The organism is Moraxella oblonga NBRC 102422, from assembly GCF_001598275.1.
GTDB classification, from domain to species: Bacteria; Pseudomonadota; Gammaproteobacteria; order Pseudomonadales; family Moraxellaceae; genus Moraxella; species Moraxella oblonga.
In genome coordinates this window covers 1-24,220 of the sequence record NZ_BCYQ01000034.1, presented here as the reverse complement: position 1 = coordinate 24,220, position 24,220 = coordinate 1, and the positions used below count along the sequence as shown (strand labels likewise).

The 24,220-nt window shown below is 38.5% G+C and carries 26 protein-coding genes; 15 read left to right on the top strand and 11 right to left on the bottom strand.

Annotated elements, in window-relative coordinates; translation table 11 throughout:
• Nucleotides 1–5 precede the first annotated feature (5 nt).
• Together MOB01S_RS09290 and ccmA are read right to left on the bottom strand one after the other, a co-directional pair.
• On the bottom strand, nt 6–665 hold the full coding sequence (locus tag MOB01S_RS09290) for a heme exporter protein CcmB (protein WP_066804365.1): 660 nt from the start codon (nt 663–665) through the stop codon (nt 6–8).
• Nucleotides 662–1,264, bottom strand: a complete 603-nt coding sequence (gene ccmA / locus MOB01S_RS09285; RefSeq protein ID WP_066804362.1) for a heme ABC exporter ATP-binding protein CcmA — start codon at nt 1,262–1,264, stop codon at nt 662–664. Before ccmA ends, MOB01S_RS09290 begins: the two co-directional genes overlap by 4 nt.
• A 164-nt stretch (nt 1,265–1,428) precedes the next feature.
• Here ccmA and MOB01S_RS09280 point away from each other — a divergent pair, with 164 nt between their 5' ends.
• The 3 genes from MOB01S_RS09280 (at nt 1,429) to MOB01S_RS09270 (ending at nt 3,711) form a co-directional block, all read left to right on the top strand.
• Nucleotides 1,429–2,091, top strand: a complete 663-nt coding sequence (locus MOB01S_RS09280; protein WP_066804359.1) for a YbjN domain-containing protein — start codon at nt 1,429–1,431, stop codon at nt 2,089–2,091.
• Nucleotides 2,092–2,146: 55 nt separating this feature from the next.
• Nucleotides 2,147–2,434 (top strand): hypothetical protein, encoded by a 288-nt coding sequence (locus tag MOB01S_RS09275; RefSeq protein WP_066804355.1) that lies wholly within the window; start codon nt 2,147–2,149, stop codon nt 2,432–2,434.
• 365 nt (nt 2,435–2,799) lie between these two features.
• Nucleotides 2,800–3,711, top strand: a complete 912-nt coding sequence (locus tag MOB01S_RS09270; protein WP_066804354.1) for a histone deacetylase family protein — start codon at nt 2,800–2,802, stop codon at nt 3,709–3,711.
• Here the strand turns inward: MOB01S_RS09270 and MOB01S_RS09265 are convergent.
• On the bottom strand, nt 3,698–4,447 hold the full coding sequence (locus MOB01S_RS09265; protein WP_245640026.1) for a DNA-methyltransferase: 750 nt from the start codon (nt 4,445–4,447) through the stop codon (nt 3,698–3,700). The genes MOB01S_RS09270 and MOB01S_RS09265 overlap by 14 nt on opposite strands.
• Before the next feature lie 248 nt (nt 4,448–4,695).
• Here MOB01S_RS09265 and MOB01S_RS09260 point away from each other — a divergent pair, with 248 nt between their 5' ends.
• From MOB01S_RS09260 to MOB01S_RS09250, 3 genes are read left to right on the top strand one after another with little or no spacing between them, the layout of a single operon-like run.
• On the top strand, nt 4,696–4,920 hold the full coding sequence (locus MOB01S_RS09260) for a helix-turn-helix domain-containing protein (protein ID WP_066804348.1): 225 nt from the start codon (nt 4,696–4,698) through the stop codon (nt 4,918–4,920).
• Nucleotides 4,917–5,465 carry a hypothetical protein gene (locus MOB01S_RS09255; RefSeq protein WP_218016090.1) on the top strand — a complete coding sequence of 183 codons (549 nt, stop codon included), beginning with the start codon at nt 4,917–4,919 and terminating at the stop codon, nt 5,463–5,465. The genes MOB01S_RS09260 and MOB01S_RS09255 overlap by 4 nt, the downstream gene beginning before the upstream one ends.
• 13 nt (nt 5,466–5,478) lie before the next feature.
• Nucleotides 5,479–6,156 carry a PDDEXK family nuclease gene (locus MOB01S_RS09250; RefSeq protein ID WP_066804342.1) on the top strand — a complete coding sequence of 226 codons (678 nt, stop codon included), beginning with the start codon at nt 5,479–5,481 and terminating at the stop codon, nt 6,154–6,156.
• Here MOB01S_RS09250 and MOB01S_RS09245 read toward each other — a convergent pair.
• The 4 genes from MOB01S_RS09245 to MOB01S_RS09230 form a co-directional block, all read right to left on the bottom strand.
• Complete coding sequence (locus tag MOB01S_RS09245) at nt 6,149–7,036, bottom strand: DNA adenine methylase (RefSeq protein ID WP_066804339.1); 888 nt, start codon at nt 7,034–7,036, stop codon at nt 6,149–6,151. The two genes, MOB01S_RS09250 and MOB01S_RS09245, sit on opposite strands and share 8 nt — an antisense overlap.
• 211 nt (nt 7,037–7,247) lie before the next feature.
• Nucleotides 7,248–7,568, bottom strand: coding sequence for a hypothetical protein (locus MOB01S_RS09240; protein ID WP_066804337.1), 321 nt, complete (start codon nt 7,566–7,568; stop codon nt 7,248–7,250).
• Nucleotides 7,546–8,148, bottom strand: coding sequence for a hypothetical protein (locus MOB01S_RS09235; protein ID WP_066804335.1), 603 nt, complete (start codon nt 8,146–8,148; stop codon nt 7,546–7,548). The genes MOB01S_RS09240 and MOB01S_RS09235 overlap by 23 nt, the downstream gene beginning before the upstream one ends.
• A gap of 6 nt (nt 8,149–8,154) precedes the next feature.
• The gene (locus MOB01S_RS09230; protein WP_066804333.1) at nt 8,155–11,052 is read right to left on the bottom strand and encodes a valine--tRNA ligase; all 2,898 of its coding nucleotides are present in this window, start codon (nt 11,050–11,052) and stop codon (nt 8,155–8,157) included.
• Nucleotides 11,053–11,342: 290 nt separating this feature from the next.
• Here MOB01S_RS09230 and MOB01S_RS09225 point away from each other — a divergent pair, with 290 nt between their 5' ends.
• From MOB01S_RS09225 to MOB01S_RS09195, 7 genes are all read left to right on the top strand, one after another.
• On the top strand, nt 11,343–11,921 hold the full coding sequence (locus MOB01S_RS09225; protein ID WP_066804323.1) for a fimbrial protein: 579 nt from the start codon (nt 11,343–11,345) through the stop codon (nt 11,919–11,921).
• A 68-nt stretch (nt 11,922–11,989) separates the two neighbouring features.
• Nucleotides 11,990–12,709 carry a fimbrial biogenesis chaperone gene (locus MOB01S_RS09220; RefSeq protein WP_066804320.1) on the top strand — a complete coding sequence of 240 codons (720 nt, stop codon included), beginning with the start codon at nt 11,990–11,992 and terminating at the stop codon, nt 12,707–12,709.
• 10 nt (nt 12,710–12,719) lie between these two features.
• Nucleotides 12,720–15,158, top strand: a complete 2,439-nt coding sequence (locus MOB01S_RS09215) for a fimbria/pilus outer membrane usher protein (RefSeq protein ID WP_066804317.1) — start codon at nt 12,720–12,722, stop codon at nt 15,156–15,158.
• A gap of 10 nt (nt 15,159–15,168) precedes the next feature.
• Entirely contained in the window at nt 15,169–16,131 is a 963-nt protein-coding gene (locus MOB01S_RS09210) for a fimbrial protein (protein ID WP_066804314.1), read from the top strand.
• Nucleotides 16,132–16,510: 379 nt separating this feature from the next.
• Nucleotides 16,511–16,825: an H-NS histone family protein gene (locus tag MOB01S_RS09205; protein ID WP_066804307.1), complete on the top strand. Its 315-nt coding sequence runs from the start codon at nt 16,511–16,513 to the stop codon at nt 16,823–16,825.
• 149 nt (nt 16,826–16,974) lie between these two features.
• Nucleotides 16,975–17,700, top strand: a complete 726-nt coding sequence (gene ssb, locus MOB01S_RS12175; RefSeq protein ID WP_084349690.1) for a single-stranded DNA-binding protein — start codon at nt 16,975–16,977, stop codon at nt 17,698–17,700.
• Nucleotides 17,701–17,841: 141 nt separating this feature from the next.
• A complete protein-coding gene (locus MOB01S_RS09195) occupies nt 17,842–19,074 on the top strand; it encodes a beta-ketoacyl-ACP synthase II (protein ID WP_066804305.1) in 1,233 nt (410 codons plus the stop codon).
• Between the two features lie 160 nt (nt 19,075–19,234).
• Here the strand turns inward: MOB01S_RS09195 and MOB01S_RS09190 are convergent, their stop codons facing one another.
• Nucleotides 19,235–19,402 (bottom strand): hypothetical protein, encoded by a 168-nt coding sequence (locus MOB01S_RS09190; protein ID WP_157073954.1) that lies wholly within the window; start codon nt 19,400–19,402, stop codon nt 19,235–19,237.
• Between the two features lie 120 nt (nt 19,403–19,522).
• Between MOB01S_RS09190 and MOB01S_RS09185 the strand changes: the two genes are divergently transcribed.
• Nucleotides 19,523–19,909, top strand: a complete 387-nt coding sequence (locus MOB01S_RS09185) for a helix-turn-helix domain-containing protein (RefSeq protein WP_066804301.1) — start codon at nt 19,523–19,525, stop codon at nt 19,907–19,909.
• Between the two features lie 119 nt (nt 19,910–20,028).
• A complete protein-coding gene (locus tag MOB01S_RS09180) occupies nt 20,029–21,381 on the top strand; it encodes an anthranilate synthase component I family protein (protein WP_066804295.1) in 1,353 nt (450 codons plus the stop codon).
• A gap of 223 nt (nt 21,382–21,604) precedes the next feature.
• Here MOB01S_RS09180 and MOB01S_RS12375 read toward each other — a convergent pair whose 3' ends face one another.
• From MOB01S_RS12375 to MOB01S_RS12555, 3 genes are all read right to left on the bottom strand, one after another.
• Nucleotides 21,605–21,766 (bottom strand): hypothetical protein, encoded by a 162-nt coding sequence (locus tag MOB01S_RS12375; RefSeq protein WP_157073953.1) that lies wholly within the window; start codon nt 21,764–21,766, stop codon nt 21,605–21,607.
• 1,449 nt (nt 21,767–23,215) lie between these two features.
• Complete coding sequence (locus tag MOB01S_RS09165) at nt 23,216–23,665, bottom strand: hypothetical protein (protein ID WP_066804289.1); 450 nt, start codon at nt 23,663–23,665, stop codon at nt 23,216–23,218.
• Nucleotides 23,666–23,698: 33 nt separating this feature from the next.
• Nucleotides 23,699–24,220, bottom strand: a 522-nt coding sequence (locus MOB01S_RS12555) for a hypothetical protein (protein WP_169798140.1), incomplete at its 5' end; no start/stop codon positions are given.

Genomic DNA, 24,220 nt, shown 5'->3' with positions numbered 1-24,220 from the left:
TGGCATTAATCTGCCCACGCCATTTTTAAAATATTGGCAACAATAAGTGGCGTAATCATCACAGATAAAATACTGCCTGCACCTATCATCGCAAGTGTGGGCAATCCATTTAATCCCGTGGCGTGCAAATCTACTGCTCCTGTTGCAAAAATCAATACAGGCAGTTGCATGGGTAAGGCAATGAGTGGTACGAGTACTGCTCCATTTTTAAGTGTTAGGGTGAGTGAGCTTGCGATGGCAGATAGTGCGAGAAGTATGGGCGACCCCACTAAAATGGATAGGGCGAGCATGAATGCATCATTGGAGGGTAGATTGAATAAGGGAATTGCCAAAAAGGACAATACCACTACAAATCCAGCACTAAATATCCAGTGAATAAACAACCTAACCGCCACCCACATCGCCAATGAGGAGTCTGAAACGACAAGTTGGGCAAGCGTACCGTTGTCAAAATCAGGACGAAAAAGTTCCTCAATACCCATGACGAGCGATAATAAGACTGCTATCCATATGGCGGAGGTGGCAAGCCTAAGTAGGATTGCAGGTTCGGTGCCTATGGCAAGTGGGAATAGGGTGATGATAAGTAAAAATAACACCAAAGGAAATAGCCACTGTACTGTTCCTTGACGTTTGATGTGCCACTCTCTAAGTAACAGTTGCTTCATAAGGCGAACTCCGCCAAATCTAATGTGCGATTTGTTCCTTGTATGAGTTGGTGACTTGTTGCAAGCACCGCACCACCTGCTTTGGCAAATTCTTGCATACGATTTTCTAGTTTGCCTACCATTTTTATATCTAGGGCGGTCAAAGGTTCATCAAGTAGCCACAGGGGAGCATGTGTTGGCGTCATGATAAAAAGCCGTGCCAACCCAATTCGTCTTTTTTGTCCTGCTGATAGTTGAATACTGGATGTGTCGCCCAGACCGTACAGCCCTACTTCGTCTAGGGCTTGATTTATCATATCATCATTCGCCTGTATTTGGTACAAGGTGAGTAAGAATCGTAGATTTTGGGTGACTGTCAAAGCGGGGCTAATGCCGAGCTGATGAGAAATATAAACCAATTTTGATTTGGTAATTTTTCCTTGTATCGTTGGTAAAAGTCCTGCAATTTGGTTTAATAGTGTGGTTTTGCCCAATCCATTTTCACCAGTCAAATGACAAACGTCCCCCGCCAATAATGTCAAATTGACATCATTGCACAACACAAAATCCCCACGCCCCACGCTGACGTTTTCAAGGCTTAAAATGGCTGAACTATTCATGGATTGAATGATAAAGAAAATGCTATCATATCAAATTTTGGGATAAATTTAAATTGGCTTTGTGCCAATTGTGTTATTAAGTGAGTTTTTTATTGTAAAAAGGCTTTTTTAAATGCCCATTTTTTGCTATGCTAAACGACAGTATTCATGTTATGGTTATAAAGATGTTTAAAAAAATTAAAAGTTTATTTGCAAAACCTCAAACGGACAATCAAACCACCATTCAGCCAACCAATGTCAAAAATGCAACTGTCAGCCCCAAAGGTGAGGCAAGAGCGTTAAATATGGTGAGTAACACCCCAATCACTAGCCAAATCATGAGCTGGCTTGACAAACAAGATTGGAAATACGACCATCGCACACCCAGTGAAGGAAACATACATCACATCATCATGGGTTTTGCTGATCGTGAGGGTGATTGGACGTGTGTGTTTCGCATTAATGAAGAAAATCAACTGGTTACAATATTTGGTATACTAGACAACGGCATACCTGTTAGCCATTATACTGCCATGTTGATGGAACTTGCTAAGATAAATATGGGTGTAAGTTTTGGGGGGATTGAGCTTGACCCTACTGATGGTGAAGTGCGTGCCAAAGTAGCGTTTGATGTGGAGTTTAATTCCTTGACGGATAAGTCATTAGGCTGTTATCTGCAAGCGGTGGCAGGTTTGACTGAAGTGGCACGAGGCATCATGCACATTGTGATGATGGATGATGAGCCAAGCCAATTTGCGGGTGATTATATTGATGTGGGTGATGAAGTGCGAGCGGTGATTGATGATGAAAAGCATACATTCTTTTTGCCAACACAGGCACGCCAATAATTTTTGAGAATTTTTTTTATGGAAAACTTCCCCTGATTGTTCTAAGCCTAGTCGCTTGCTTAATTCAAACATCGTATCCACCAATACAGGTGATGCGGTGATTGTTGTTCCTGTAATATTGGCAGTTGGTACATTGATGTTGCCAAAAGTATTGTGTGATAATGCAAAATGCAACAGAGCCCGCAAAAAGACCCTACATCATCTCATCACCAACAAGGTAGGGTTATGTCACAACACCTTTTATGGTATTTCACCATTAGGTGCGAATTGTCGAGGCGTACCACGCACTCTGATTGCCAACGTGGGGCAATTACCTGATGTTACCAAAGTTGCGGTTGGGTAATTTGATTAAAAATGGCGAGCAGATTTATACTTAATTCGTATCAAAATCGTACAAAAACCGTTCGCCCTAAGCTAAACCTTTGGGTGAAGTGGTTTTTTTATAGTTTGACAAGCTTGCCACGAACAAAAAGCTTTGTTGGTTTTTGAATAGAATTTACCATATATCAATAATGGTGCTCAAAGCATCAATGTTTTGCATCATTTGACTTATCAATGTGGGGAGGCAAAAATAAGTAGCAAATTTTTATCCCCATCTTATCACGACAATGACAAAGCTACTTTTTATGGGCAAGAAGTACATTTGGGATTGCCTTAAATTTGATAAATAAATGAATATTATAAGTTAATTTGTTCTATTGTTATGTTATGATTAAAGTCGCCCACCACCCCCTATTTTGTTTGCCTTTGCCAGAGGGACACCGCTTTCCGATGGCAAAGTATCGTCTTTTACCACAAACGCTCTTAGCAGACGGTATTATCAAGCCATCTCAATTTTTTGTTCCAAGAATGGCGACAGTGGACGAGATTTTGACCACGCACAGCAAAGACTATTGGCAAATGCTAGATGAGCTGACCCTACCTGCCAAAGATTGCCGTAAAATCGGACTGCCAATGAGTCAAGATTTGATAGACCGTGAACGCTATGTCGTGGGAGCAACGATAGACTGTGCCAAATACGCCCTAACAGACGGTATTAGCCTGTCCACCTCTGGCGGTACGCACCACGCCTTTAAAGACAGTGGCGAGGGCTTTTGTGTGCTAAACGATGTCTGCATCGCCAGTAATGTGCTGTTACATCAAGGATTTATCAAAAAGATTTTAATTCTTGACCTAGATGTCCATCAAGGCAATGGCAATGCCTCCATAATGGCGGATAACCCAAGCGTCTTTGTGATGAGTCTGCACGGCGAGAAAAATTATCCTTATTATAAGCCTGCCTCCGACCTAGACATTGCTTTGGCGGACGGTATGGGCGATGATGAGTATTTGTCATTATTAAAATATCATTTGCCCAAAGTGCTTGATGAGTTTAAACCCAATTTTATCTTTTATATCGCAGGGGTAGATGTGCTTGCTGATGATAGATTGGGTAGGATAAACTTAACAATGAATGGGCTGTATGAGCGAGAACGCTATGTGGTACAAACCGCCTACCGCCGCCAAATCCCAATGACGGTGGTAATGGGCGGTGGCTATGCCCCTGATGTGGGGGTGATTGTGAAGGGGCATTGTGGGGTGTTTGGGGTTGCAAAAGATTTTGCAATCAAATCACACTAATCTGCTCACGGATTTTTTGTTTGAATTCATTTTTTGATATGGGGGTAATTGCTTGATAACGCCTTTTGGATAATTCTAAAAACTCACTATTTTGTTCAATTCCAATATAATGTCTATCTAATAATACACTCGCAATGCCTGTTGTGCCAGAGCCTGAAAATGGATCTAAGATTAAATTCTCTTTTTGAGTTGATGATAATATAATACGAGCTAATAGCCCAAGTGGTTTTTGAGTTGGGTGCTTGCCTTGTATTTTCTCCCAACTACTTACTGCAGGTAATCGCCAAACATCTTTTTGTTGTTTATTGCCATTTAATTTCTTCATCAAATCGTAATTAAAATAATGTGGTATTTTTGCATTTTTTCTTGCCCATATTATCCATTCGGTTGAATAAGTAAAATAACGACAAGAGAAATTTGGGGGCGGATTGGGTTTTTCCCAAGTTATCATATTTAATATCTTAAAGTTATTTTCTTTTAATACTTGACCGATACTAAAAATATTGTGATGTGTGCCACTTATCCAAATCGTGCCATTATCTTTTAATAATCGTCTAGCCTGTTTTATCCATTCATCATTAAAATCATAAATCTCTTTTTCATTATCATATTTATCCCATTCGCCTTTATTAACAGATTGAATAATGCCATTTTTAAAGGTTAAACCGTCATTTGATAAAAAATAAGGCGGATCGGCAAAAATAATATTTACAGATTTTTCATCCATTTCTTGCATAATTTTTATGCTATTGCCACAAAAAAGTAAAAAATCTTGATTTTCTGATTCAAAATACAGCATACAATTATCAACCAACCCTACACAGTTAAGAATGAAAAAGCCACAAAACATTGGTGCAGATATGTATACAAAAACTTATCCGCAAAAAATTTCTAATTTTTGAAACACGAAAATTATCACACATATCCTAAAAATAACACTTATTGTGTGTGTTAAATTTTACTAAAAAATGCAAAATATGTCAAATGAAACATACAACTTTAACACAGTTCGGTGAACGAATCCGCACACTACGAAAGCAGCATCATCTTACTCAGGAACAATTGGGTGAAATCACAGGCTTTCATCATAATTATATCGGTATGGTGGAGCGTGGCGAACGTAACCCTGCGTTGCTTAATCTTGAAATATTTGCCAAAGCGTTTGAGATGAGTTTGGCTGAGCTGTTTGATTTTGAAAACAAGGATTGAATATGCCACTTTGCAATGAAGAGATAAGATTGCCTAGCAACCTTAATACACGACAAGCCATACGAGAATTTGTAGTTTTAAAATTTTTGCAAGAGAATCCTGGTGAAGGTACAGGAGAATTGGCAAGCCACTATCATTATACAGTAGAGTATTGTAATGGTGGGCGTATTATCAAAATCAAAAGACCAGCTTTGCTAAACAAAGGTATGGATTTTACTGTACATCTTGAAGGTATTGAATTCAGATCGAAAGGTCCTTTTAGAGACCGCCCTAAACACGAAGAAATTATCAATGACTTATTAATAAAAAAACAACACCAACCTATCGAATATGAGGCACTAAAATCATACATACTAGATATATATAATTGCCAAAATATAGATTTAAACTTAATACGCAATTTAGACATCCCGTTTGGAATATTAACCTGTGAAGAAGTTTGTTTATTGCTTAAATGGTTGTTTATTGAGCAAGATATAACTTATTGGAATTGGAGTGGTAGAAATATGCTATACCAATACCTAGAAAATAATAATTTGATATAAAAGAGTTGTGTTTATGAAACTAACAGATGTTTTTTCAAAGTTACCAGAGCTTTACTACAAACCATTTCGTGAATTAAAAAGACAAGAAGACATCACATCTTTTACTATTAATAAAGGAAATACAGGTCAATTTTTGCAACAGTTGTTGGATATGCCTAATAATAGCAACCTAACCGATTTTGATGACGGTGAATTAAAAACCAATAAATCTGATAAACATGGCACACCGAAAGAGACAATGTTTATCACTCAAATATCCAAAGATTTTGATGAGCTGTTTTTTGGAAACAATCAAACCAATCGACTGTTTACTAAGATAGGTAATTTATTATATCTGCCAGTTTGTAAAGAATCCAAAGATCCAGAAGATTGGTATTTTTTGCCCGCTTATCATATTGAAATCCAGAATAATCATCAGCTACTATCAATTCTGCAACAAGATTTTGAAAATATTAAGCAAAAAATCATTTCAGACATAAACAATCCTAACGACGGATTTATTCATACATCAAATGGGCATTATATTCAAATCAGAAGTAAGGATGCTAAGCGTAAAAATGGTGAGTATAATCCCATTTATTCTCATCATCTAGGCAGAATGGTCTCAAACAAAAATCACGCCTTCTATTTTAAAAGAGATTTTATGATAGATATACAAAAAGGCATTATTCAATCAGATAAGATTATTTAAGTACATTATCTACCAAAATTTCACTGATAAACTTTCTGCTTTTACCATTGGCACTGATTGAGCGATTAGCTTGTATGCGATTGATATTAAAGTTAGCATAAAGTTCATCAAAAAAATCATCGTTTGTATTATGATTTTTTGGATCAGAATTACTTAATAAAAAATAATGACCCATTTTATCTATTTTTTGACAAAATCTCGCCAATCGTTTTTGTTCATTATCATCAAATCCATTATCAGAATAAGCAGTAAAACTTGCCGTATCACTGATTGGACGATAAGGCGGATCAAAATAAAATACACAAGGCAAATCATTGGGTATATAATGTAAAACTAATTCAAAATCACCTGTTAATATTTGAGTATTTTGTAGTTTTTTTGAGATATTTAAAATATTATCTTCATCTATAAATTTAGGATTTTTGTAGCTACCAATGGGAACATTAAATTGATTGTTTTTATTGACACGATATAAACCATTAAAAGCGGATTTATTTAAAAAAATAAATAATCCTGCTTGTTCTATATCACTACCATTTCTTTGATTAAACATATCTCTTTTTTGATAAAAATAAGGTTTTTTACTTTCTAAATCAGTTAATTTATCATAATCATTTTGTATTTTTTTAAGATGTTCTATTAAATCATTAGGATTATTTTTAATCACTTGATAAACATTGATCAAATCGGCATTATAATCATTGATGATTAGCTTTTTAAGATGTGGTAATTCTGACAATGCCCATAGAGACAAAGCCCCACCACCCACAAAAGGCTCTATCAAACAAAAATCTTGTGAATAAATATAATTAGGCAGGCGTTTTTGGATTTCATCAAGCAAAGATGATTTTCCTCCAGCCCATTTTATAAAAGGTTTCATTTGTTTTTCATTGCTCGCAGTAATCAAAGTGGTTAATCATTGACTTGGCATTTTTTTTTGATTTTAGCAAACGGATAAAAAATGCTGTGCGTCTTGTCCTGTGATTTCAAAATGTAGAGATTGGGTTATCATTTTTTTGTTCCTGAGTCATCTTAATGAGTATTTGTGGAAGATATAAATATTTCCATTAAAAAATAGAAATCATTGGATTTTAAATTTTAATAGCAGAAAATGATTTTTGAAAATGAGAAGACTGAGCTAAATCATATAAATTCTTTAATATAAAATATTCGTCATCATAGCCTTCTTTTGCATCAAAATAATAATCTACTTTATTTAAATTAAAGTTTATAAAAAATATACCACACTCATAAACTTCATCAAAACGATATCTTAAATTTACCGTTAAATTTGATTGTGGTAATTCTAAAAAAATAGAACTGTTTTCATGATCATAAGACCAATCAAGTTCATTGTTTTGAGTTTTCTTAATTAATTGATTAACTAAATCAACTATTGTTGAAGGTATCATGAGATTTTTCCTTTAGCCTTTTATGGATGTAAGGTTTGGTCTGAACTACTAGATTTTCAATTGTCTTCTTTAATTCAATTAATAACTTTATAGCTTGTTTTTTTTCAAACATAGGTAAATTAGTTTGATTTCTATAAGAGCTTAATTTGTTCTCAATTGTATTGATATTATCCATCTCCAAACCAAAATATGATAACTCTTTTCTAAAGAGTCTAAAATAAATTAAAGATTTGGAATACTCATCATTTTCAACAGATTCAGTTGTTAAGTTCAACATATCCTGTATAAAAACTAATTTATGAGCAATCTCCGAATCGGTTATATTGTCCAATTGCTTTCCCAGTTCTTGATCTAATTTGTGATTAAAATTTAAAGATAGCCAAATTTCGCAACTAGCAACAATAAAACCAAGTATGGTAATTATCGTTCCTATATATGAGAACCGATCAAATCTTGTAGGTGTTTCACCTAAAACCCAATCACCAAACCAAATTCCAAGACCACTAAGAATCAAGCAAATAACAATATAAACAAACCTAAAATTAAATTTAGGTTTGTTTATATTTATGGGATTATTCATAGCAACTTACAACCCCTCAATCTCCCCCATACTCTCCTTCACCTTCCCAATCTGCCCTTCCAGCTCCGCCAATTTTGCTTTTTCGCCTTCCACAACCGCAGATGGGGCTTTGGCGACAAAACTTTCATTGGCAAGTTTATTTGCAATTTGGTCATATTGCTTGGTAAGTTTTTCTAGCTCTTTATTAAGACGAGCCAATTCCACCGCAGGGTCAATCAAGCCTTTCATCGGCACATAAACGACCGCTTGCCCAATCACGCTAGATGATGATAATGGGGCTTTTTCATTATTTGCCAAAAATGTTAGGCTTTCTACTTTGGCAAGGGCTTTAAATAAGGGTTCAATTCTTTGAATTTGTGTTTTTTCGCTCTTATTGATGTTTTGCAATAAGACAGGCAATAATTTGGCATTACCCAAATTCATCTCACCACGAATATTTCGCACCGCCCCAATTAAGCCTTGTAGCCAATTCATATCATTTTCAGCAGTTTCGTTAATTCGTTCAGGGTTTGCAACTGGATATGGCGCAAGCATTATGGTTTCACCACCCGATTTATCCCCTTTGCCAATTAGGGGTGCGATTTTTGTCCATATTTCTTCTGTGATAAATGGCATAATGGGATGAGTAAGCCTTAAAGCCGTTTCTAATACCGACAGTAGCACATAGCGTACTTGGGCTTTTCGCTCATCGCTGATAGTCTCATCATTTAATACAGGTTTGGTCAGCTCCACATACCAATCACAATATTCATTCCAAATAAAATCATAAATACTTTGACTTGCCAAATCCAAACGATAAGTCTCAAATGCCAAATTCACCGCCTGTTCACATTTTTGCAGACGGCTGATTATCCATTGTTCTGGCAATTCCCAAAGTTCAGGTTTTGCCATTTGATGAATGTCTTTACCGTCCACATTCATTAAAACAAATCTTGTGGCATTATAAATTTTATTACAAAAATTACGATAGCCTTCTACGCGTTTTAAATCAAATTTAATATCTCGCCCTGTACTTGCCAAAGCACAAAAGGTAAATCTTAATGCGTCCGTCCCAAAGGCGTTAATGCCGTTTTCAAATTCCTTGCGAGTGGCTTTTTCAATTTTGGGAGCGTCTTGGGGTTTCATCAGTCCTGTGGTGCGTTTGGCAACAAGGCTCTCTAAATCAATACCGTCAATCAAATCCAGTGGGTCTAATACATTGCCTTTTGATTTAGACATTTTTGCCCCCTCAGAGTCTCGCACCAGTCCGTGTACATAGACGGTTTTAAAGGGAACTTGGGGTTTGCCATTTTTGTCTTTAACAAAATGCAAGGTCATCATAATCATTCTGGCAACCCAAAAGAATATGATGTCAAAGCCAGTTACAAGTACCGATGTGGGGTGAAAAGTTTGTAAAATGGCATTGTCAAAATCTTCATCAGTCCCTTTCCAGCCAAGCGTTGAAAAAGTCCAAAGAGCCGAGCTAAACCAAGTATCCAGCACATCATCATCTTGGCGTAAAGCAATATCGGAGAGATGATATTTTTCACGCACTTCGTTTTCACTGCGACCAACATAAAAATTCCCCGCTTCATCATACCACGCAGGAATACGATGACCCCACCATAATTGACGGCTAATGCACCAATCTTTAATATCACGCATCCACGCCATATACATATTGGTATATTGTTCTGGCACAAATTTAATATCGCCATTTTGCACCGCATCTATGGCTGGTTTGGCAAGCTCATCAATTTTGACATACCATTGGTCGGTTAATAAGGGTTCAATGACTGTACCACTTCTATCGCCTTTGGGTGTTTTTAATTGGTGCGGTTCTATTTTTTTTAGCCAGTTTTCATTTTGAGCTTGTTCCACCACTTTTTTACGAGCGACATATCTGTCTAATCCTTGATAATTGCTTGGGGTGGTCATTAGGCTTGGGGTTTTTTGTTCTGGATTTTCAAAAACTTCAAATTCATTTAAAATATTGGCATTGACATCAAAAATATTAATCAGCGGTAAATTGTGCCGACTACCCACTTCATAATCATTAAAATCGTGGGCAGGGGTAATTTTTACGCACCCTGTACCAAAATCTTTTTCCACATAATCATCAGCGACAATCGGCACTTTGCGACCTGTAATCGGCAAAATCACCATTTGACCAATTAAATGAGCATAGCGTTCATCATCAGGGTGAACAGCCACAGCGGTATCGCCAAGCAAAGTTTCTGGGCGTGTTGTGGCAACGGTCAGATAATTTTTTCCGTCTTTGGTGGTTAAATTGGCGTCCGCAAAATAATAATTAAAATGCCATAAATTGCCCTGCTCATCGTGGTTTTCCACTTCTAGGTCGGATAAAGCTGTATGCAGTTTGGTATCCCAATTGACAAGGCGTTTTTTACGATAAATGAGTCCCTCATCATACAGACGAACAAAGACTTCTTTGACCACGTCCGACAGCTCATCGTCCATTGTAAAGCGTTCTCTTGACCAATCCACCGATGACCCCAAACGGCGAATTTGACGCGTGATATTACCGCCTGACAGCTCTTTCCATTCCCACACTTTTTCTAAGAACTTTTCACGCCCCAAATCGTGGCGAGAGATACCCTGTTGCCCAAGCTGGCGTTCTACCACCATTTGTGTGGCAATCCCTGCGTGGTCAGTACCGCCTTGCCATAGCGTGTTGTAGCCTTTCATACGATGATAGCGAGTGAGTGCGTCCATAATGGCGTTGTTAAAGCCGTGTCCCATATGCAGTGAGCCTGTTACATTGGGCGGTGGTAGGGCGATGGAGAAGGATTTGTCTTTGTCCAAAGTGGGCTTAAAATAGCCGTTTGTCTCCCAACGCTCATAAGTGCCTTTTTCAATCTCGGCAGGGTTGTAGGTGGGGGATAGTTTATCTAATGCACTCATGTAAAAGCTCCAAAATCTGGTAAAAATACCCCCATTTTAACAAAAAACCATCGTTTGGGGAATAAAAAACTATTTTTATCAAAATTATCCCTAATATTTTTAAAAAAATAAAATTTTATAAAAACCCCAGTCCAATTTTGTTCAACCCTACAAAAATGTAAAAAATCCTATTGTAATTACACAAAATTTAAGTTAGTATATTCGCACGAGCATCTCACACTATAAATCTAGGCTGATGAAGTGTGTGTTTGTCGGTAATTCTATTCCACCTAACTTAAAAGGTATTTGTTATGAAAAAATTACTTGCTCTTAGTGCCATCGCTCTTAGCCTTTCTGCCCCTGCTTTTGCAGATACTTTTGATGCAAGCAACCCAACCTATGCAAGAGTTCAGATTGATGGTGAAGTTGTTGGTCAAACTTGTGTGCTAGATGGTACAGTTAATGGCACTCGTGTTACACTTGACCCAATCAAATTGTCAGATTTACAAGCAGGTGGGGCCAATCTCAAAGATTTTAGTCTCAAATTCAAAAACTGTGATGTTAGAAGCAGACAAGCGGTTTATGTTGCTTTTGACCATGCACATGCTAACGTAAGCACTAACGGCAACCTAAAAAATACTGGCGAAACCAATGGCAACCCATTTACTGCTAGGGGTGTAGAAATCCAAATCACCAAACCTGATAATACTAGAATTGACCTAAGCAGTGCAAATACAGCCAAGAGTGACTCCGTTGTTCAAAGAAGTTTGCGTGCGGACAATGGTGCGGTTGAATTTAAATTTAAAGCAGGTTATATCGCCCCAGTATCTGCCAACGCTACCACAGGTGTGGTTACTTCTTCTATTCCTGTCATCTTGCAATATCAATAATTCGTGTTTTTTAAAGCCGTGAATAATGTACGTTATTCATGGCTTTTTTAATTTAAAAGGAATCAACAATGCGTTTTTTGGGTGTTTTATGCGTGATGGTGGGGCTATTTTGGTCATCAATAAGTCATGCCAATGTGGTGATTACGGGTACTCGGGTTATTTATCCTGCCCAAAAAAAGGAGATTGGCATTGAGCTAACCAATGCTGGCAGTGTGCCAGCACTTGTGCAGGCGTGGATTAGTGATGATGAGGACAATGCTAAAAATGCCACACCCTTTGTGATAACTCCGCCCATCGCTCGCATAGAAGGCGACAAGAGACAAACTCTAAGGGTGATTTATACGCATGAAAAAGCCCTAGCCCAAGACAGAGAAACGCTATTTTATTTTAATCTATTAGACATTCCTCCCATGCCAGAAAATGGTGAAGGACAAAATTATTTGCAACTTTCACTACTATCCAAACTCAAATTTTTTTATCGTCCCCACAACCTAAAACCCAACATTGATGAAGCTTATCGGCAATTAACCGTTCATCAAAATGTTGCAGGAGTGACCATTGTCAATCCTACGCCCTATTATATGACCATTTCAAAAGTGATGCTGTTGGCAAACAAAGACGATGAGACGCCACTTAGCGAAACTACCGCAACACCAATGATTGAGCCATTTGGTAAAGCAGATGTTGTGATGGATACGTCTGTGAGTGCTACGATTGCCCAAGTGGAGCTTATCAATGATTATGGTGGACGTTTTAGTACGCCCATTGCATTAAAAACCAAGAACTAGGGAGGGGGCGATGGTGGGTTTGCGTGGTTTTGGTGTGGCAATCCTGACTTTGTTGCCATGGTGCATGGTCATGGCAAATACAGTACAGTTTGACCCAAATATGCTGATGGCTTTGCCCAATCAAACCATTGACATCAGTCGCTTTAACCAAAGCGATGGTATTGGTGCTGGTACTTATCGGCTTGATGTTTATGTCAATAACCAATGGCGTGGGTTGGCAGATGTTAAGTATATAGACGATGGTGTATCACAAAATGCTCAATTGTGTGCCACACATGAGCTAATTGGTAAATTTGATACCAAACCTGCCATTACTCGTACTCTCACCGCTCATAAAAACGCTAATGGTTGTTATGAGTTGTCCGCCATCAAAGACATTAAAACTCGCCTTGATTTGTCATCTATGCGACTTGATGTTAGTATCCCACAGATTTATGTGGTTGATCGCCCCTTTGATTATATAGACCCTGCCATATGGGATAAAGGGGTTAATAGTGCCTTTGTCAGTTATCAACTCAACCATTATCATAGCACCCAAGACAGTCAGCGTCATGAGACTTATTTGGGGTTAAATACAGGTGTGAATATCAATGGTTGGTATTTTCGTCATCAAGGCTGGGCAAGAGACAATGATGGCAAATCTCCTCATTATCAAGCTCTCAACACCTATGTAAAAACTGCCATTCCACGTCTACAAAGCGAGCTGACGCTTGGGGATTTTTATTCAGATGGGACGCTGTTTGAGGGTAATGCCATGCGTGGCATACAAATCATGAGTGATAGGCAAATGCTCCCAGCGTCTTTGCAAGGTTATGCCCCAACCATACATGGGTTTGCCAACATCAATGCCACCGTGAGTATTTTTCAAAACAACCAAGAGATTTATAGTACCACCGTGCCAGCAGGGGCGTTTTCCCTAACCAATATCCGAGATATTGGCAGTAGCGGTGATTTGACGGTGATTATCACCGAAGCAGATGGGCGACAGACTCGCCAAACGTTACCTTATTATAGCACCATCTCTCTACTTCGCCCCAGTCGCCATCATTATAGTTATGCCATGGGGCGAGTGCGTTACAACAATACTCACCTGTATGATGACCAAGTACTACAAGGATTGTGGCAACGAGGCATGACTAACGCATGGACACTCAACACAGGGGCATTGTATGCCCGCCACTACCAATCACTCCTACTGGGTGGGGTGTTCAATACCAAATTGGGGGCATTTTCTATCAACGCCATCGGTGTCAAGCACGCACTTCAACATCAACCTACCAAGCAGGGTCATCAGCTTAGGGTGCAATACCATCGTTTGTTTGCTGGCACAAACACTAACGTGTACGCCAGTCTGTGGCAGTACGATAACTACCAAAGCCTAGAAAATGTCCTACGTTCATATGAAGGTGATGGTATTACTACTACATCAAATCCCAAATTTCGCTATCAACTCTCCATCAACCAACCATTGGGCGGACGTTTTGGGTATTTACATGGTCATGTGGGTCGCACGACTTATGAGGGCAAACATCACCAAGACCAATGGCAGGTGGGTTATGGTCATAAGATTGGGTCGCTTAGTTATAGCTTCGCCATGCAAAACTTAAAAACTGACAATGATGTTTGGGATAGGCAATATTTATTGAGTGTGAGTATGCCATTGGGTCAGTCAGACCGCCATCACATCAATGGTTTTCATACCAAAACTCGCCGTGATACACATACTCAGCTTGGATTATCTGGCACATTTGATGGTTTGCCCCATTTTGATTATGGGCTTAATGTCGGCTACCAAGATAACCAACAAACCACATGGTCGGCTAATGCCAATTATCAATTGCCCCTTGCCAAGTTGGGTGCAACTTATAGCCACGCCAACCATGCTCATCAATATTCGTTTGGGGTATCAGGAGCGGTAGTGGCACATCAAGGAGGCGTGACAGGAGCAAATCAGTTGGGCGATACCTTTGCCATCGTGCATGTGCCAAATGGCAAAGGGGCAAGTCTTGATAGTGTTGACCATGTGGTGTTTGATCGCAAAGGCTATGCCATCATGCCACATCTTACCCCTTATCGCACCAGTACATTAACCGTCAATCCTGAAGGTTTGCCCTACGAGGTACAACTGGCTGAGACAGGCAGTCAAATCACTCCCATTGCCAATGCTAGTGTGCTGGTTAAATTTGACAGTCGTATGGGGCGAATGGCGCTCATTAACGTCAAATTGGCTGATGGCACTTATCCACCAATGGGGACGAATGTCTATGATGATGAAGGTATGGCGGTGGCGTTTGTGGCACAAGATGGGCGAGTATTTTTGCAAAACTCCCAAGAACGTGGTTCGCTTAGTATTCGTCTAAATGGTGAGGTGTGTCGGTTTGACTATGTTTTGCCCAAAGCCATGCCCACCACACCCATCACCACCACCCAAGCCATTTGCCTAAAATAAGGAGTGTCAGATGAAAAGAATGGTTAAATTTGCCTTGTTGAGCATTTGGGGGATAAGTTTCTCAGCAGTTGCTTTTGAGCTGTCGGGGTCAGGTCATGGATTGATGGCAGATGGTGGCATAAGCCGTGAGTTTGTTCCTATCATGCAAGCCAATCACCCCTTTACCATAGAAAGTCTACCCCAAACCATCAACTGTCAAGGCACACTCCACCCAACAGGACTTGCAATGGTGGGTCAAGTGGTTGAGGAGGGACGAGATTTGGCGGTATTTGCAGGCATGTCGGAGGTGATGTTTAGTTTGCAATGGCAAACAGGCACACGAGGTTGGCAAGGTGTTACATCAGCAGGGATTGATTGTGTGGCAGGCGAGCCTGTGCGGTTGAAAGTTCGCTTTTATCGGCAACACCACACAAGCCCCACATCAGCACCAACATCATCAACACATATCCTAAATCGTTCATTTGCATTTAGGGATAACCAAAATGAGTTTCCCATTCACCTAAATGCTACTTTAAATTTTGCAACCCCACCCAAAACATACAGTTGCAAACTTATTTCCGCCCCACAGCAAACCATTCGTTTGGGGCAGGTGCTTGCATCAACTTTGGAACGAGAGGGGCGAGTAATGGGTGCAAACGTAGCAAATTTTACCCTTGACTGTAATGATGCCAAAGCAACTGTACTGGCGATGGTGTATGATAACTTGGATAATGGTAATTTTGGGGCGGATAAAACCATTTTGAGTATCAAATCAGGCGGGGCAACAGGCGTAGGCATACAGCTTTATAAAGATGGTCAAGCCTTACCACTTGGGCAAAAATCCCACACATACGACCCACATAATTCTACTTATTGGCAAATACAAGGGGGCGAACAGCGTCAGCTCACGCTAGGGGCAGGTTATGTCAAGACAGGCGAGGTGGGAGTAGGGGTGGTTGAGGCACAAGCAGGACTGGTGTTTTTTTATCCGTGAAGAGGTTGATTAGTCACGGGGTAATTGAGGTGTATTTTGTGGTGGTGTTAAAAATGGATTGGTGCTTGGTGATTGATTGAGTTCTGGTTGGTGTGTAAAAAGTAAACAAATGTTGGATTGGTATTGAATGGATTTTATTGTATTTTGCAAATTTGATTTGGTTGAGCTTCAAAATGTAGAGCAATTTGGGCAATTCTTAGCGATAATGTGAAATAATTGATAAAAAAAATCAAGAAATGATTGCAGTTTTAAAAAAAAATATGTTAATATATTTAGGAAGTTAAATACTTTATCCCAAACTATATAAAACGCACAAAAGATTTTCTTAGCCGTTTTATTTACTTTTGGGTTTTTTAACCTATCTCAATTAGGAGTTATTATGAGCAATGTAAACATTGACGCTCTAAGTGTAGAGCAATTAGAAGCGTTGGCAAAAGATGCACAAGCCAAAATCAAGCAAAAACAAGCACAAGGTCTAAAAGACGCTTATTTGCAATTTAAACAGATTGCCAAAGAGCATGGTTCTACCATTGAAGAAATTCTAAAAGTAGGCAAAAAAGCTCAAAAAGAAAGTAATGTGGCATATCGTGACCCAGCTAACCCAAAAAATGTTTGGGCAGGTCGTGGTCGTAAGCCTGTATGGCTAGAAGAAGCCCTTGCCAAAGGCAAAAAACTAGAAGATTTTGCGGTGTAAGGCATCACGCAGTAATATAAGTTGGATAATCTGACTTATCCTTTTTGTATCAAGTTGATAAAGAATTGATGACTTTAATGATGGTATTTCTTGGTAAAAATAACAAATAAGATAGAGTAATCAATTGTAATTCATTCAGAGTGTAAATCATGGCAAGTGTAAACAAGGTAATCATAGTTGGTAGATTGGGTAATGACCCAGAAGTTCGTCAATTTCAAAATGGCGGTGGTGTAACAAATATTAGTGTGGCAACCTCAGAAAGTTGGACAGATAAAAACACAGGTGAAAAAAGAGAACAAACCGAATGGCACCGTGTGGCATTATTTAATCGTTTGGGTGAAATTGCTGCTCAGTATTTACGTAAGGGTTCACTTGTATATATTGAGGGTAGCCTAAATACTCGTAAATGGCAAGATGCAAACGGTCAAGATCGCTATACTACCGAAATTCGTGCCAATAGCATGACCATGCTTGACAGTCGCAATGACAATCAACAATATGGTGGACAAGGTTATCAAAATAACTTTAATGGTGGTTTTAATCAACAAGCCCAATATGGTAACCAAAATAACTACAATCAAGCAGGTTTTGGACAAAACCAAGCGTGGGGCAATCCAAGTGGTATGAATCACCAGCCTCAATACCCACAACAAGGTTATCAAAATAACTTTGGCAATGCCCCATCACAAGTTCCACAAGCACAGGGGTTTAGCACGCCAAATGCACCTGCGTCAGCATCAACTGTTGATATGAGTAACAACTCATTCATGAATAATACACCGCCTGTCTCAACCACCGCAAAGCCTGTGCCAACATCAGCTCCCAAAGCAGTAACGCCACCTGCCAACGTAGCTGATGATGATATGCCCTTTTAATGGTGTAAAAACGGTGGTGAAAACTGCCGTTTTTTATTTATCAAGCATTTGTTAAAAATTATCATTGAAAAAATCTCCGTTTTACGCCATAATTTGTTACAATATCATCATTACATTTGTAAACTTTTAATTGGAAAATTTATGAAAAGAGTCGTCATCACGGGCATGGGTATTGTTAGCAATATTGGCAACGATTTGGCAAGCGTAACCGACAGCCTAAAAAATGGCAAATCAGGCATCATCTTTAATCAAAGCTATGCTGATAATGGCTTTAAATCGCAAGTCTCTGGTTCTATTGATAAGGACGCCCTAGACACTACCCAAATTGACCGAAAATTAAAACGCTTTATGTCAGATGCAAGTCTGTATGCCTATGTATCAGCATTATCCGCCATTGACAATGCAGGTCTAACTCTTGATGATGTGGCAGATAATGTGCGTGTGGCGGTGGTGGCAGGCTCTGGCGGAGCAAGCACGGCAGATGTCGTAACCAGCGTGGACAATATGAAAGAAAAGGGACTGCGTGGCGTGGGGGCAGTTGCCGTACCTAAGATTATGAGTAGCACCGTCTCTGCCACACTTGCCACAGGGCTAAAAATCAAAGGGATAAGCTACTCGTTGTCATCGGCGTGTGCCACATCAAGCCACTGTATCGGTCATGCGATGGAGCTTATCCAACTGGGCAAGGCGGATATGGTCATCGCTGGTGGGGGTGAGAGTGAACATTGGACGCAGTCATGTATGTTTGATGCGATGGGGGCGATGAGTACCCAGTATAACGATACGCCACAGACCGCTAGCCGTCCTTATGATGCCACTCGTGATGGTTTTGTCATCGCAGGCGGTGGCGGTATGGTGGTTGTGGAAAGTCTAGAACACGCCACCGCTCGTGGGGCGACTATTCTAGCGGAGATTGTCGGCTATGGGGCGACATCAGATGGAGCAGAGATGGTTGCCCCAAGCGGTGAGGGAGCAACTCGCTGTATGCAAATCGCCCTAACGCAAGCAGGGCTTGACACGGTGGACTATGTCAACTCACACGGCACCAGCACGCCACTTGGCGACATCACCGAGCTAAACGCCATCGCAGAGGTGTTTGGCGGTGCGGATAAAACCCCACCCATCAGCTCCACCAAATCCATGACAGGGCATAGCTTAGGAGCGGTGGGTGTGCAGGAGCTTATCTACTGTGTGTTGATGATGAATCATGATTTTATCGCCCCAAGCATTAACATCAATGAGCTTGATGATGGAGCAAAACCCTTTGACATCGTACAGACCACTCGCCAAACCAAGATTAACTCGGTCATGAGTAACAGCTTTGGTTTTGGGGGAACGAACTCAGCGTTGGTGCTTAGAAAGTTTGAAGGTTAAATAAACTTAAAAAAGCCCGTTGTGATGACGGGCTTTTTTATAGTAATATATACATACTAAAGTAGGGGTGAAAGTAAAATGTGAAATGATTTAAAATCATACATTTCAAACATAAAAACTCTCAACATGATTGAGAGTTTTTTTGATGTGATTATAAAGGTTAGTCATAATCTTCGACTTCGCCAGTACCTTGACATTCTGAGCATATTGCTCGACCACTGCCAGCACACGCAGGACAACCTGCTGGGTGCGGCCATTCGCCATAATCCAAATCGCAGGACGACATACCTGAACCGCCACATTCTGGGCATTTAACCATTTTAGCCATTGCATTTCTCCACTTAGTTTGCTAAAAAGAAGTATTTGTTTTGTATGTTTATATGATATAATTCTTAGGTTTTTTATTCAAACAACAAAAAGTTTATTTTGTACACTAATAGGGTGTTTTATGGAAACTTATGACAAAATACGATTGTATAGAGAGTTAAATCAGTGGTCGCAAGAAGAAATGGCAACACAACTTCACATGTCTAAAAATGGTTATGCCAAAATTGAGCAAGGAAAAACACGGCTTAATACAGATAGATTAAAGCAAATAGCTCATATATTTGGTGTTTCGGTTACTGAATTAATTAGTCCAAGCAATCTAATTGTTTTTGGTGATGGAAATTATCATAATAATGTTAACTCTTACAATGGGGAGACGGCATTAACTGCTGAAAATGAAAAATTGAATCTTATTATAAAGCATCAAGAAGAAATTATAAAAAGACAACAAGCTCAAATTGATACCTTGGAAAGTTTGGTAAAGGCTTTGCAGGATAAAAATACTTAATTTGTAGAAGGCAAATCAAAATCAATTGGTGTATGTCATGTACTTAGTGGCTTTTATTTATTAAAAATTACTCTTTACTTTTTCCCTTACAATTCACTTTTTTCTTTATCATTTTAACAATGCTCACCCATCATTTTACCACCCCCCACACCCCAAGCACACTGACCGCCTTGATTGCTACATACTACCCTGACTGGCAGGTGTGTTTTTTAAATAACAATCATCGCCCTGTGATTGGCATTTGCCCAAAGGTGTCATGGACTGCCCTATTTGATAAAAAACTCTACACCCATAAAAAAACTCGTGGGCGAGACACCACCATTTATCCATCAAGTTATATCAGTTTACAAAATGAACTGATTGAATATACCAAGCCATTTAATAAAACCATTGGCAAAAATGGTGATTATTATCATGGCTTAATGGGGTTTGTGGGTTATGACATTTCGGCTTATGAATTAAATCCCACCATTGCAATCAAAAAAAATCAGCCCTGTGCTTATTTGGCTCATTATGATGTGTATTTAAAAAAGAGCGATATGGGTTTTGAGCTGATTGGTATGGATGTTGAGATAGAAATTTTTAATCATCTTAAACATAAATTGGCAGATTTATTAAAAGAGAAATTAACACCACCTACCGCCACTAAATTTACACCAACTTGGCAAAAACAAGATTATATCAACGCCTTTAATCAAACCCAAGAATACATCAAAGCGGGTGATACCTATCAAATTAACCTTACGCAAAGTTGGCAAGTGGATATGGAGAGTTTGGCAAGTTTTTTACCAGCTTTACAAGATATGATAAAAGCCCCTTTTGCAGGCTATTTAAAAATAGATGATTTTGAGATTTTGTCGGTTTCGCCAGAATTGTTTTTTGAATTTAATAAAATAGAAAACGACATTCATATTATAACCAAACCCATCAAAGGCACACGCCCACGCCATGATGATGTGAATATAGACAATGATTTAAAAAATGAGTTGGCAAATAGCGAAAAAGACATTAGCGAAAATTTGATGATTGTGGATTTACTTCGTAATGATTTGGGTAAATATGCCAAAATAGGTACGGTCAAAACACCCAAACGCTTTGCCATCGAAAGTTTTAAAAATGTACATCATATGGTCAGCACCATTAGAGCCCAGTTAAAAGAGATACATTCATTGGAAGTTTTATTTGGCTCACTGCCAGCAGGGTCAATCACAGGCACGCCCAAAAAACGAGCCTGCGAGATTATCCATGAGCTAGAAATTGCCCCACGAGGGGCGTATTGTGGGACGATGGGCTATATGAATTTTGATGGGTCAGGCGTGTGGAATGTGCTAATTCGTACCCTTCAAAAGTACGATAAGGTAGAGATTTGGGCAGGTGGTGGCATTACCATCAAATCGGATATGCAGAGTGAATATCAAGAATGTTTGGATAAGGTGGGAGGGATTATTGACGTGATTGAGCGGGGTTTTTGATGATGTTGCCAATAGCCTTTTTCAATTCCTAAATCATCTCTAAGAGTATCGTAGACCGTATCTAGGTACTCATCGCCTTTGGGTTTTGACCCATCAGTACGGTGGGATGGGTCAGTTTGTAGCAGTAATGGGCGTGTCTGTTTTGGGGGTTTATGATGAGCTATTGTCATAAAAAGCGAACAGAGCGTCAGAGTCGTCCACGTCAAGCACCAGTCATTTGACCTTAAAGGGGGGTGTTGGGCTGGATGTGGGCATGCTTGATGGCATGATTTTTTTTGAGCGAATATAACAGCAGCCCTTGCTGTCGGTGCAGTAGGTTTTTTTGGGTAAGTTGGTCGGCAGAGCTTGTATTTACTCGCAGTTTGTAGTTCAATAGACTTACCACAAAACTCTATTTTATTGAGTTTAAGGATTTTGTTAAAGACTTGCAAAGCAAGAAATATTCAACTAATTTTGCCAGTGTTGTAGGAAATCCATTACAGCAATCTTGCGTACATCGGATATTTTGGGTTTTCTACAACGGTTCTGTATATATTTTCTCTATACCAAATTAAAAAATCAAATAAGACACCAAATTCTCTAACGGTATATTCATTAGTATCCCATTCATAGACAATATCTCTTGGTTGGCAAATAGCATAAAATAAAAAAAATCATATGTTCGTTGATACCTGCAAATTCAAAGTGCTTTTTTTTCTACTAAATTTATATTCCCCATATTTTTAACGAACTCTTGACAGTCTGAGTTTTCATGTATTTCTTGTCTCATCTCATCAGAGAAGTTATATTCATTTCTTGTATCTATGTGTATCATCATTTTTGCAAAAATCAGTGAATTTACCTATTTTAAAAATTTTTTTAATTTTGCTAAAAAAAATCTCCAAATATTAAAATAATAAAACAAAAATGTGAGCACCATAATAAAATGAATAAAATTTGCTAATGTTGTCATATTGTAATTATCAAGAATTAACACAAGTAAAAACATTGGTAGCAAAATAAAAAAAAACACCCTTAAAAATTCTGCTTTCATTCATTTCTTATCTTACACTCCTTTACATCTTTTTTTGCACACTAATAAAGCTCCACCACCAAATCCAACTTTACCTTCCACTCCATATGACAAAGAACCATCACCCTTGTTTGATATACAGTAGAGCGACAGAGCCTGCGATAAGACGGACGGTGTTTTGGCTTTTTAGTTGGAATATAGTAAATAACAATTATCAGATATCTTTAGGTTCTCCACAGTTGATACATTTTGTCTGTGTGAATATGTTAAGACTAATATCTTGTGTGCCATCTTTTCTGTGCAAAAAGAAAGGATTTTTGCAAAATGGGCATATGTTTATTTTTCTAAACAAAGCATCAGCCGAAATAAGTATAACCATACTAACTATAAATATTATTACTGGATTTGTTATATTAAAAAAACCAAGAATAGAGAAATGGATAACTAAACCAATCGGTGGAAATAAAAAAAACATGGTATTTTTTCTAGACATAAGTTTATTGTATGCTATTTTCTTATCTACCTCCATTGACTCTCTCCTTTTCATTCTTTTGATGGTTCTTACCTTCTATGCCGTCAACAACAAGGTCAGTAAACTTCCAGACATCTTCAAGCACAAAATAAGCAGTAATAAGACATTTTAATATAATGTCCTTTATAAGTCAAATTTAAAATTAGTCTCCTTATTGGCGTATAAACGCCCCTAAATATCCATTATAATCCCAGTAATTACAAGGATTATGGATGGTCTAAAAACTATAAAAAACATTAAAAAACAAAAAACCAAAAAAAGCACTCGGTTTTGTTTTTTTTTGTTGTTTTTTAGGTTTTTGGTTGATAACCCAGTTTGTCATTTAAGTTGCAGTAATGATTATCTTTATACCAATAGGTAGCAATCTTCAATTTACTATCCTTATAAATATTGAATGCTACATCTTTGTTGCAAGAAGCATATATGATATTTTTATCATTAGGGAATGGTATTTCTTTCCAACCGTAACTTTCTGCATTGGTTTTAAATTTATTTATATCATATTCAGTAAAATCATTATAATAGATAACAAATACACCAGCAGGTCTATTTATTTCTGATTTATCAGAAAAATCACCCAAATCATGGGTTATTTGCTCCATATATTTTCTTTGCAATTTAATCATTTCATTTCTATAACTTAGGTTGTAAGCATCTGCTTTATCATACTTTTTTGGTGAATAGAAAAAATAAATAATCATCAAAAAGAATATTGATATTATTATAGAAGTCTCTTTCATTTTGCCTTGCCCTTAACTATTCTTTGAGTTTTACTACCCAAATGGTATCCAGAGAACTTTAATTTGCCGCCAGAATAGCCCATAAGACATGTTAAAGATGGTGATGTCATCTCGTGTTCTAAAACCGTTTAATGTATAAAATGCAACATTGTTAATGTGGTCTCCCGCAATAACTTTTAAATCATTGATGAATGATGGTTTATCCCACCGCATACAACCTGCATAATCACCACCTTGATTGGCACAGTAAACCCCTAATGATACCTGACTTTGTGCATACTCTTTACCACCAGCTACACTGTAAGCCCAATTCTCTCCGCCCCAGTTATTATTCTCCATCCCCCCCCCTTTTTTTTCAACTTCAGAAGTATTAATAGCACCACCCACACCCCCTGTTACACCATAGGCAGTTGCTGTACTTGTTAAGCTAATGATACTGGTAATAATATCTTTTTGCTCTTGACTAAGTTCTTTGAGGTTTTTGGTATTAAATAAGAAGTCAGATAAGATAGGGGCGACTTTTTCACTACTTGCTCCTGCCAATGCACCACTTGT

Coding starts and splice junctions, on each gene's coding strand:
- MOB01S_RS09290 (WP_066804365.1), bottom strand. CDS start 665: ATGAAGCAACTGTTACTTAGAGAGTGGCACATCAAACGTCAAGGAACA.
- ccmA (WP_066804362.1), bottom strand. CDS start 1,264: ATGAATAGTTCAGCCATTTTAAGCCTTGAAAACGTCAGCGTGGGGCGT.
- MOB01S_RS09280 (WP_066804359.1), top strand. CDS start 1,429: ATGTTTAAAAAAATTAAAAGTTTATTTGCAAAACCTCAAACGGACAAT.
- MOB01S_RS09270 (WP_066804354.1), top strand. CDS start 2,800: ATGATTAAAGTCGCCCACCACCCCCTATTTTGTTTGCCTTTGCCAGAG.
- MOB01S_RS09265 (WP_245640026.1), bottom strand. CDS start 4,447: ATGCAAGAAATGGATGAAAAATCTGTAAATATTATTTTTGCCGATCCG.
- MOB01S_RS09260 (WP_066804348.1), top strand. CDS start 4,696: ATGAAACATACAACTTTAACACAGTTCGGTGAACGAATCCGCACACTA.
- MOB01S_RS09250 (WP_066804342.1), top strand. CDS start 5,479: ATGAAACTAACAGATGTTTTTTCAAAGTTACCAGAGCTTTACTACAAA.
- MOB01S_RS09245 (WP_066804339.1), bottom strand. CDS start 7,036: ATGAAACCTTTTATAAAATGGGCTGGAGGAAAATCATCTTTGCTTGAT.
- MOB01S_RS09240 (WP_066804337.1), bottom strand. CDS start 7,568: ATGATACCTTCAACAATAGTTGATTTAGTTAATCAATTAATTAAGAAA.
- MOB01S_RS09235 (WP_066804335.1), bottom strand. CDS start 8,148: ATGAATAATCCCATAAATATAAACAAACCTAAATTTAATTTTAGGTTT.
- MOB01S_RS09230 (WP_066804333.1), bottom strand. CDS start 11,052: ATGAGTGCATTAGATAAACTATCCCCCACCTACAACCCTGCCGAGATT.
- MOB01S_RS09225 (WP_066804323.1), top strand. CDS start 11,343: ATGAAAAAATTACTTGCTCTTAGTGCCATCGCTCTTAGCCTTTCTGCC.
- MOB01S_RS09220 (WP_066804320.1), top strand. CDS start 11,990: ATGCGTTTTTTGGGTGTTTTATGCGTGATGGTGGGGCTATTTTGGTCA.
- MOB01S_RS09215 (WP_066804317.1), top strand. CDS start 12,720: ATGGTGGGTTTGCGTGGTTTTGGTGTGGCAATCCTGACTTTGTTGCCA.
- MOB01S_RS09210 (WP_066804314.1), top strand. CDS start 15,169: ATGAAAAGAATGGTTAAATTTGCCTTGTTGAGCATTTGGGGGATAAGT.
- MOB01S_RS09205 (WP_066804307.1), top strand. CDS start 16,511: ATGAGCAATGTAAACATTGACGCTCTAAGTGTAGAGCAATTAGAAGCG.
- ssb (WP_084349690.1), top strand. CDS start 16,975: ATGGCAAGTGTAAACAAGGTAATCATAGTTGGTAGATTGGGTAATGAC.
- MOB01S_RS09195 (WP_066804305.1), top strand. CDS start 17,842: ATGAAAAGAGTCGTCATCACGGGCATGGGTATTGTTAGCAATATTGGC.
- MOB01S_RS09190 (WP_157073954.1), bottom strand. CDS start 19,402: ATGGCTAAAATGGTTAAATGCCCAGAATGTGGCGGTTCAGGTATGTCG.
- MOB01S_RS09185 (WP_066804301.1), top strand. CDS start 19,523: ATGGAAACTTATGACAAAATACGATTGTATAGAGAGTTAAATCAGTGG.
- MOB01S_RS09180 (WP_066804295.1), top strand. CDS start 20,029: ATGCTCACCCATCATTTTACCACCCCCCACACCCCAAGCACACTGACC.
- MOB01S_RS09165 (WP_066804289.1), bottom strand. CDS start 23,665: ATGAAAGAGACTTCTATAATAATATCAATATTCTTTTTGATGATTATT.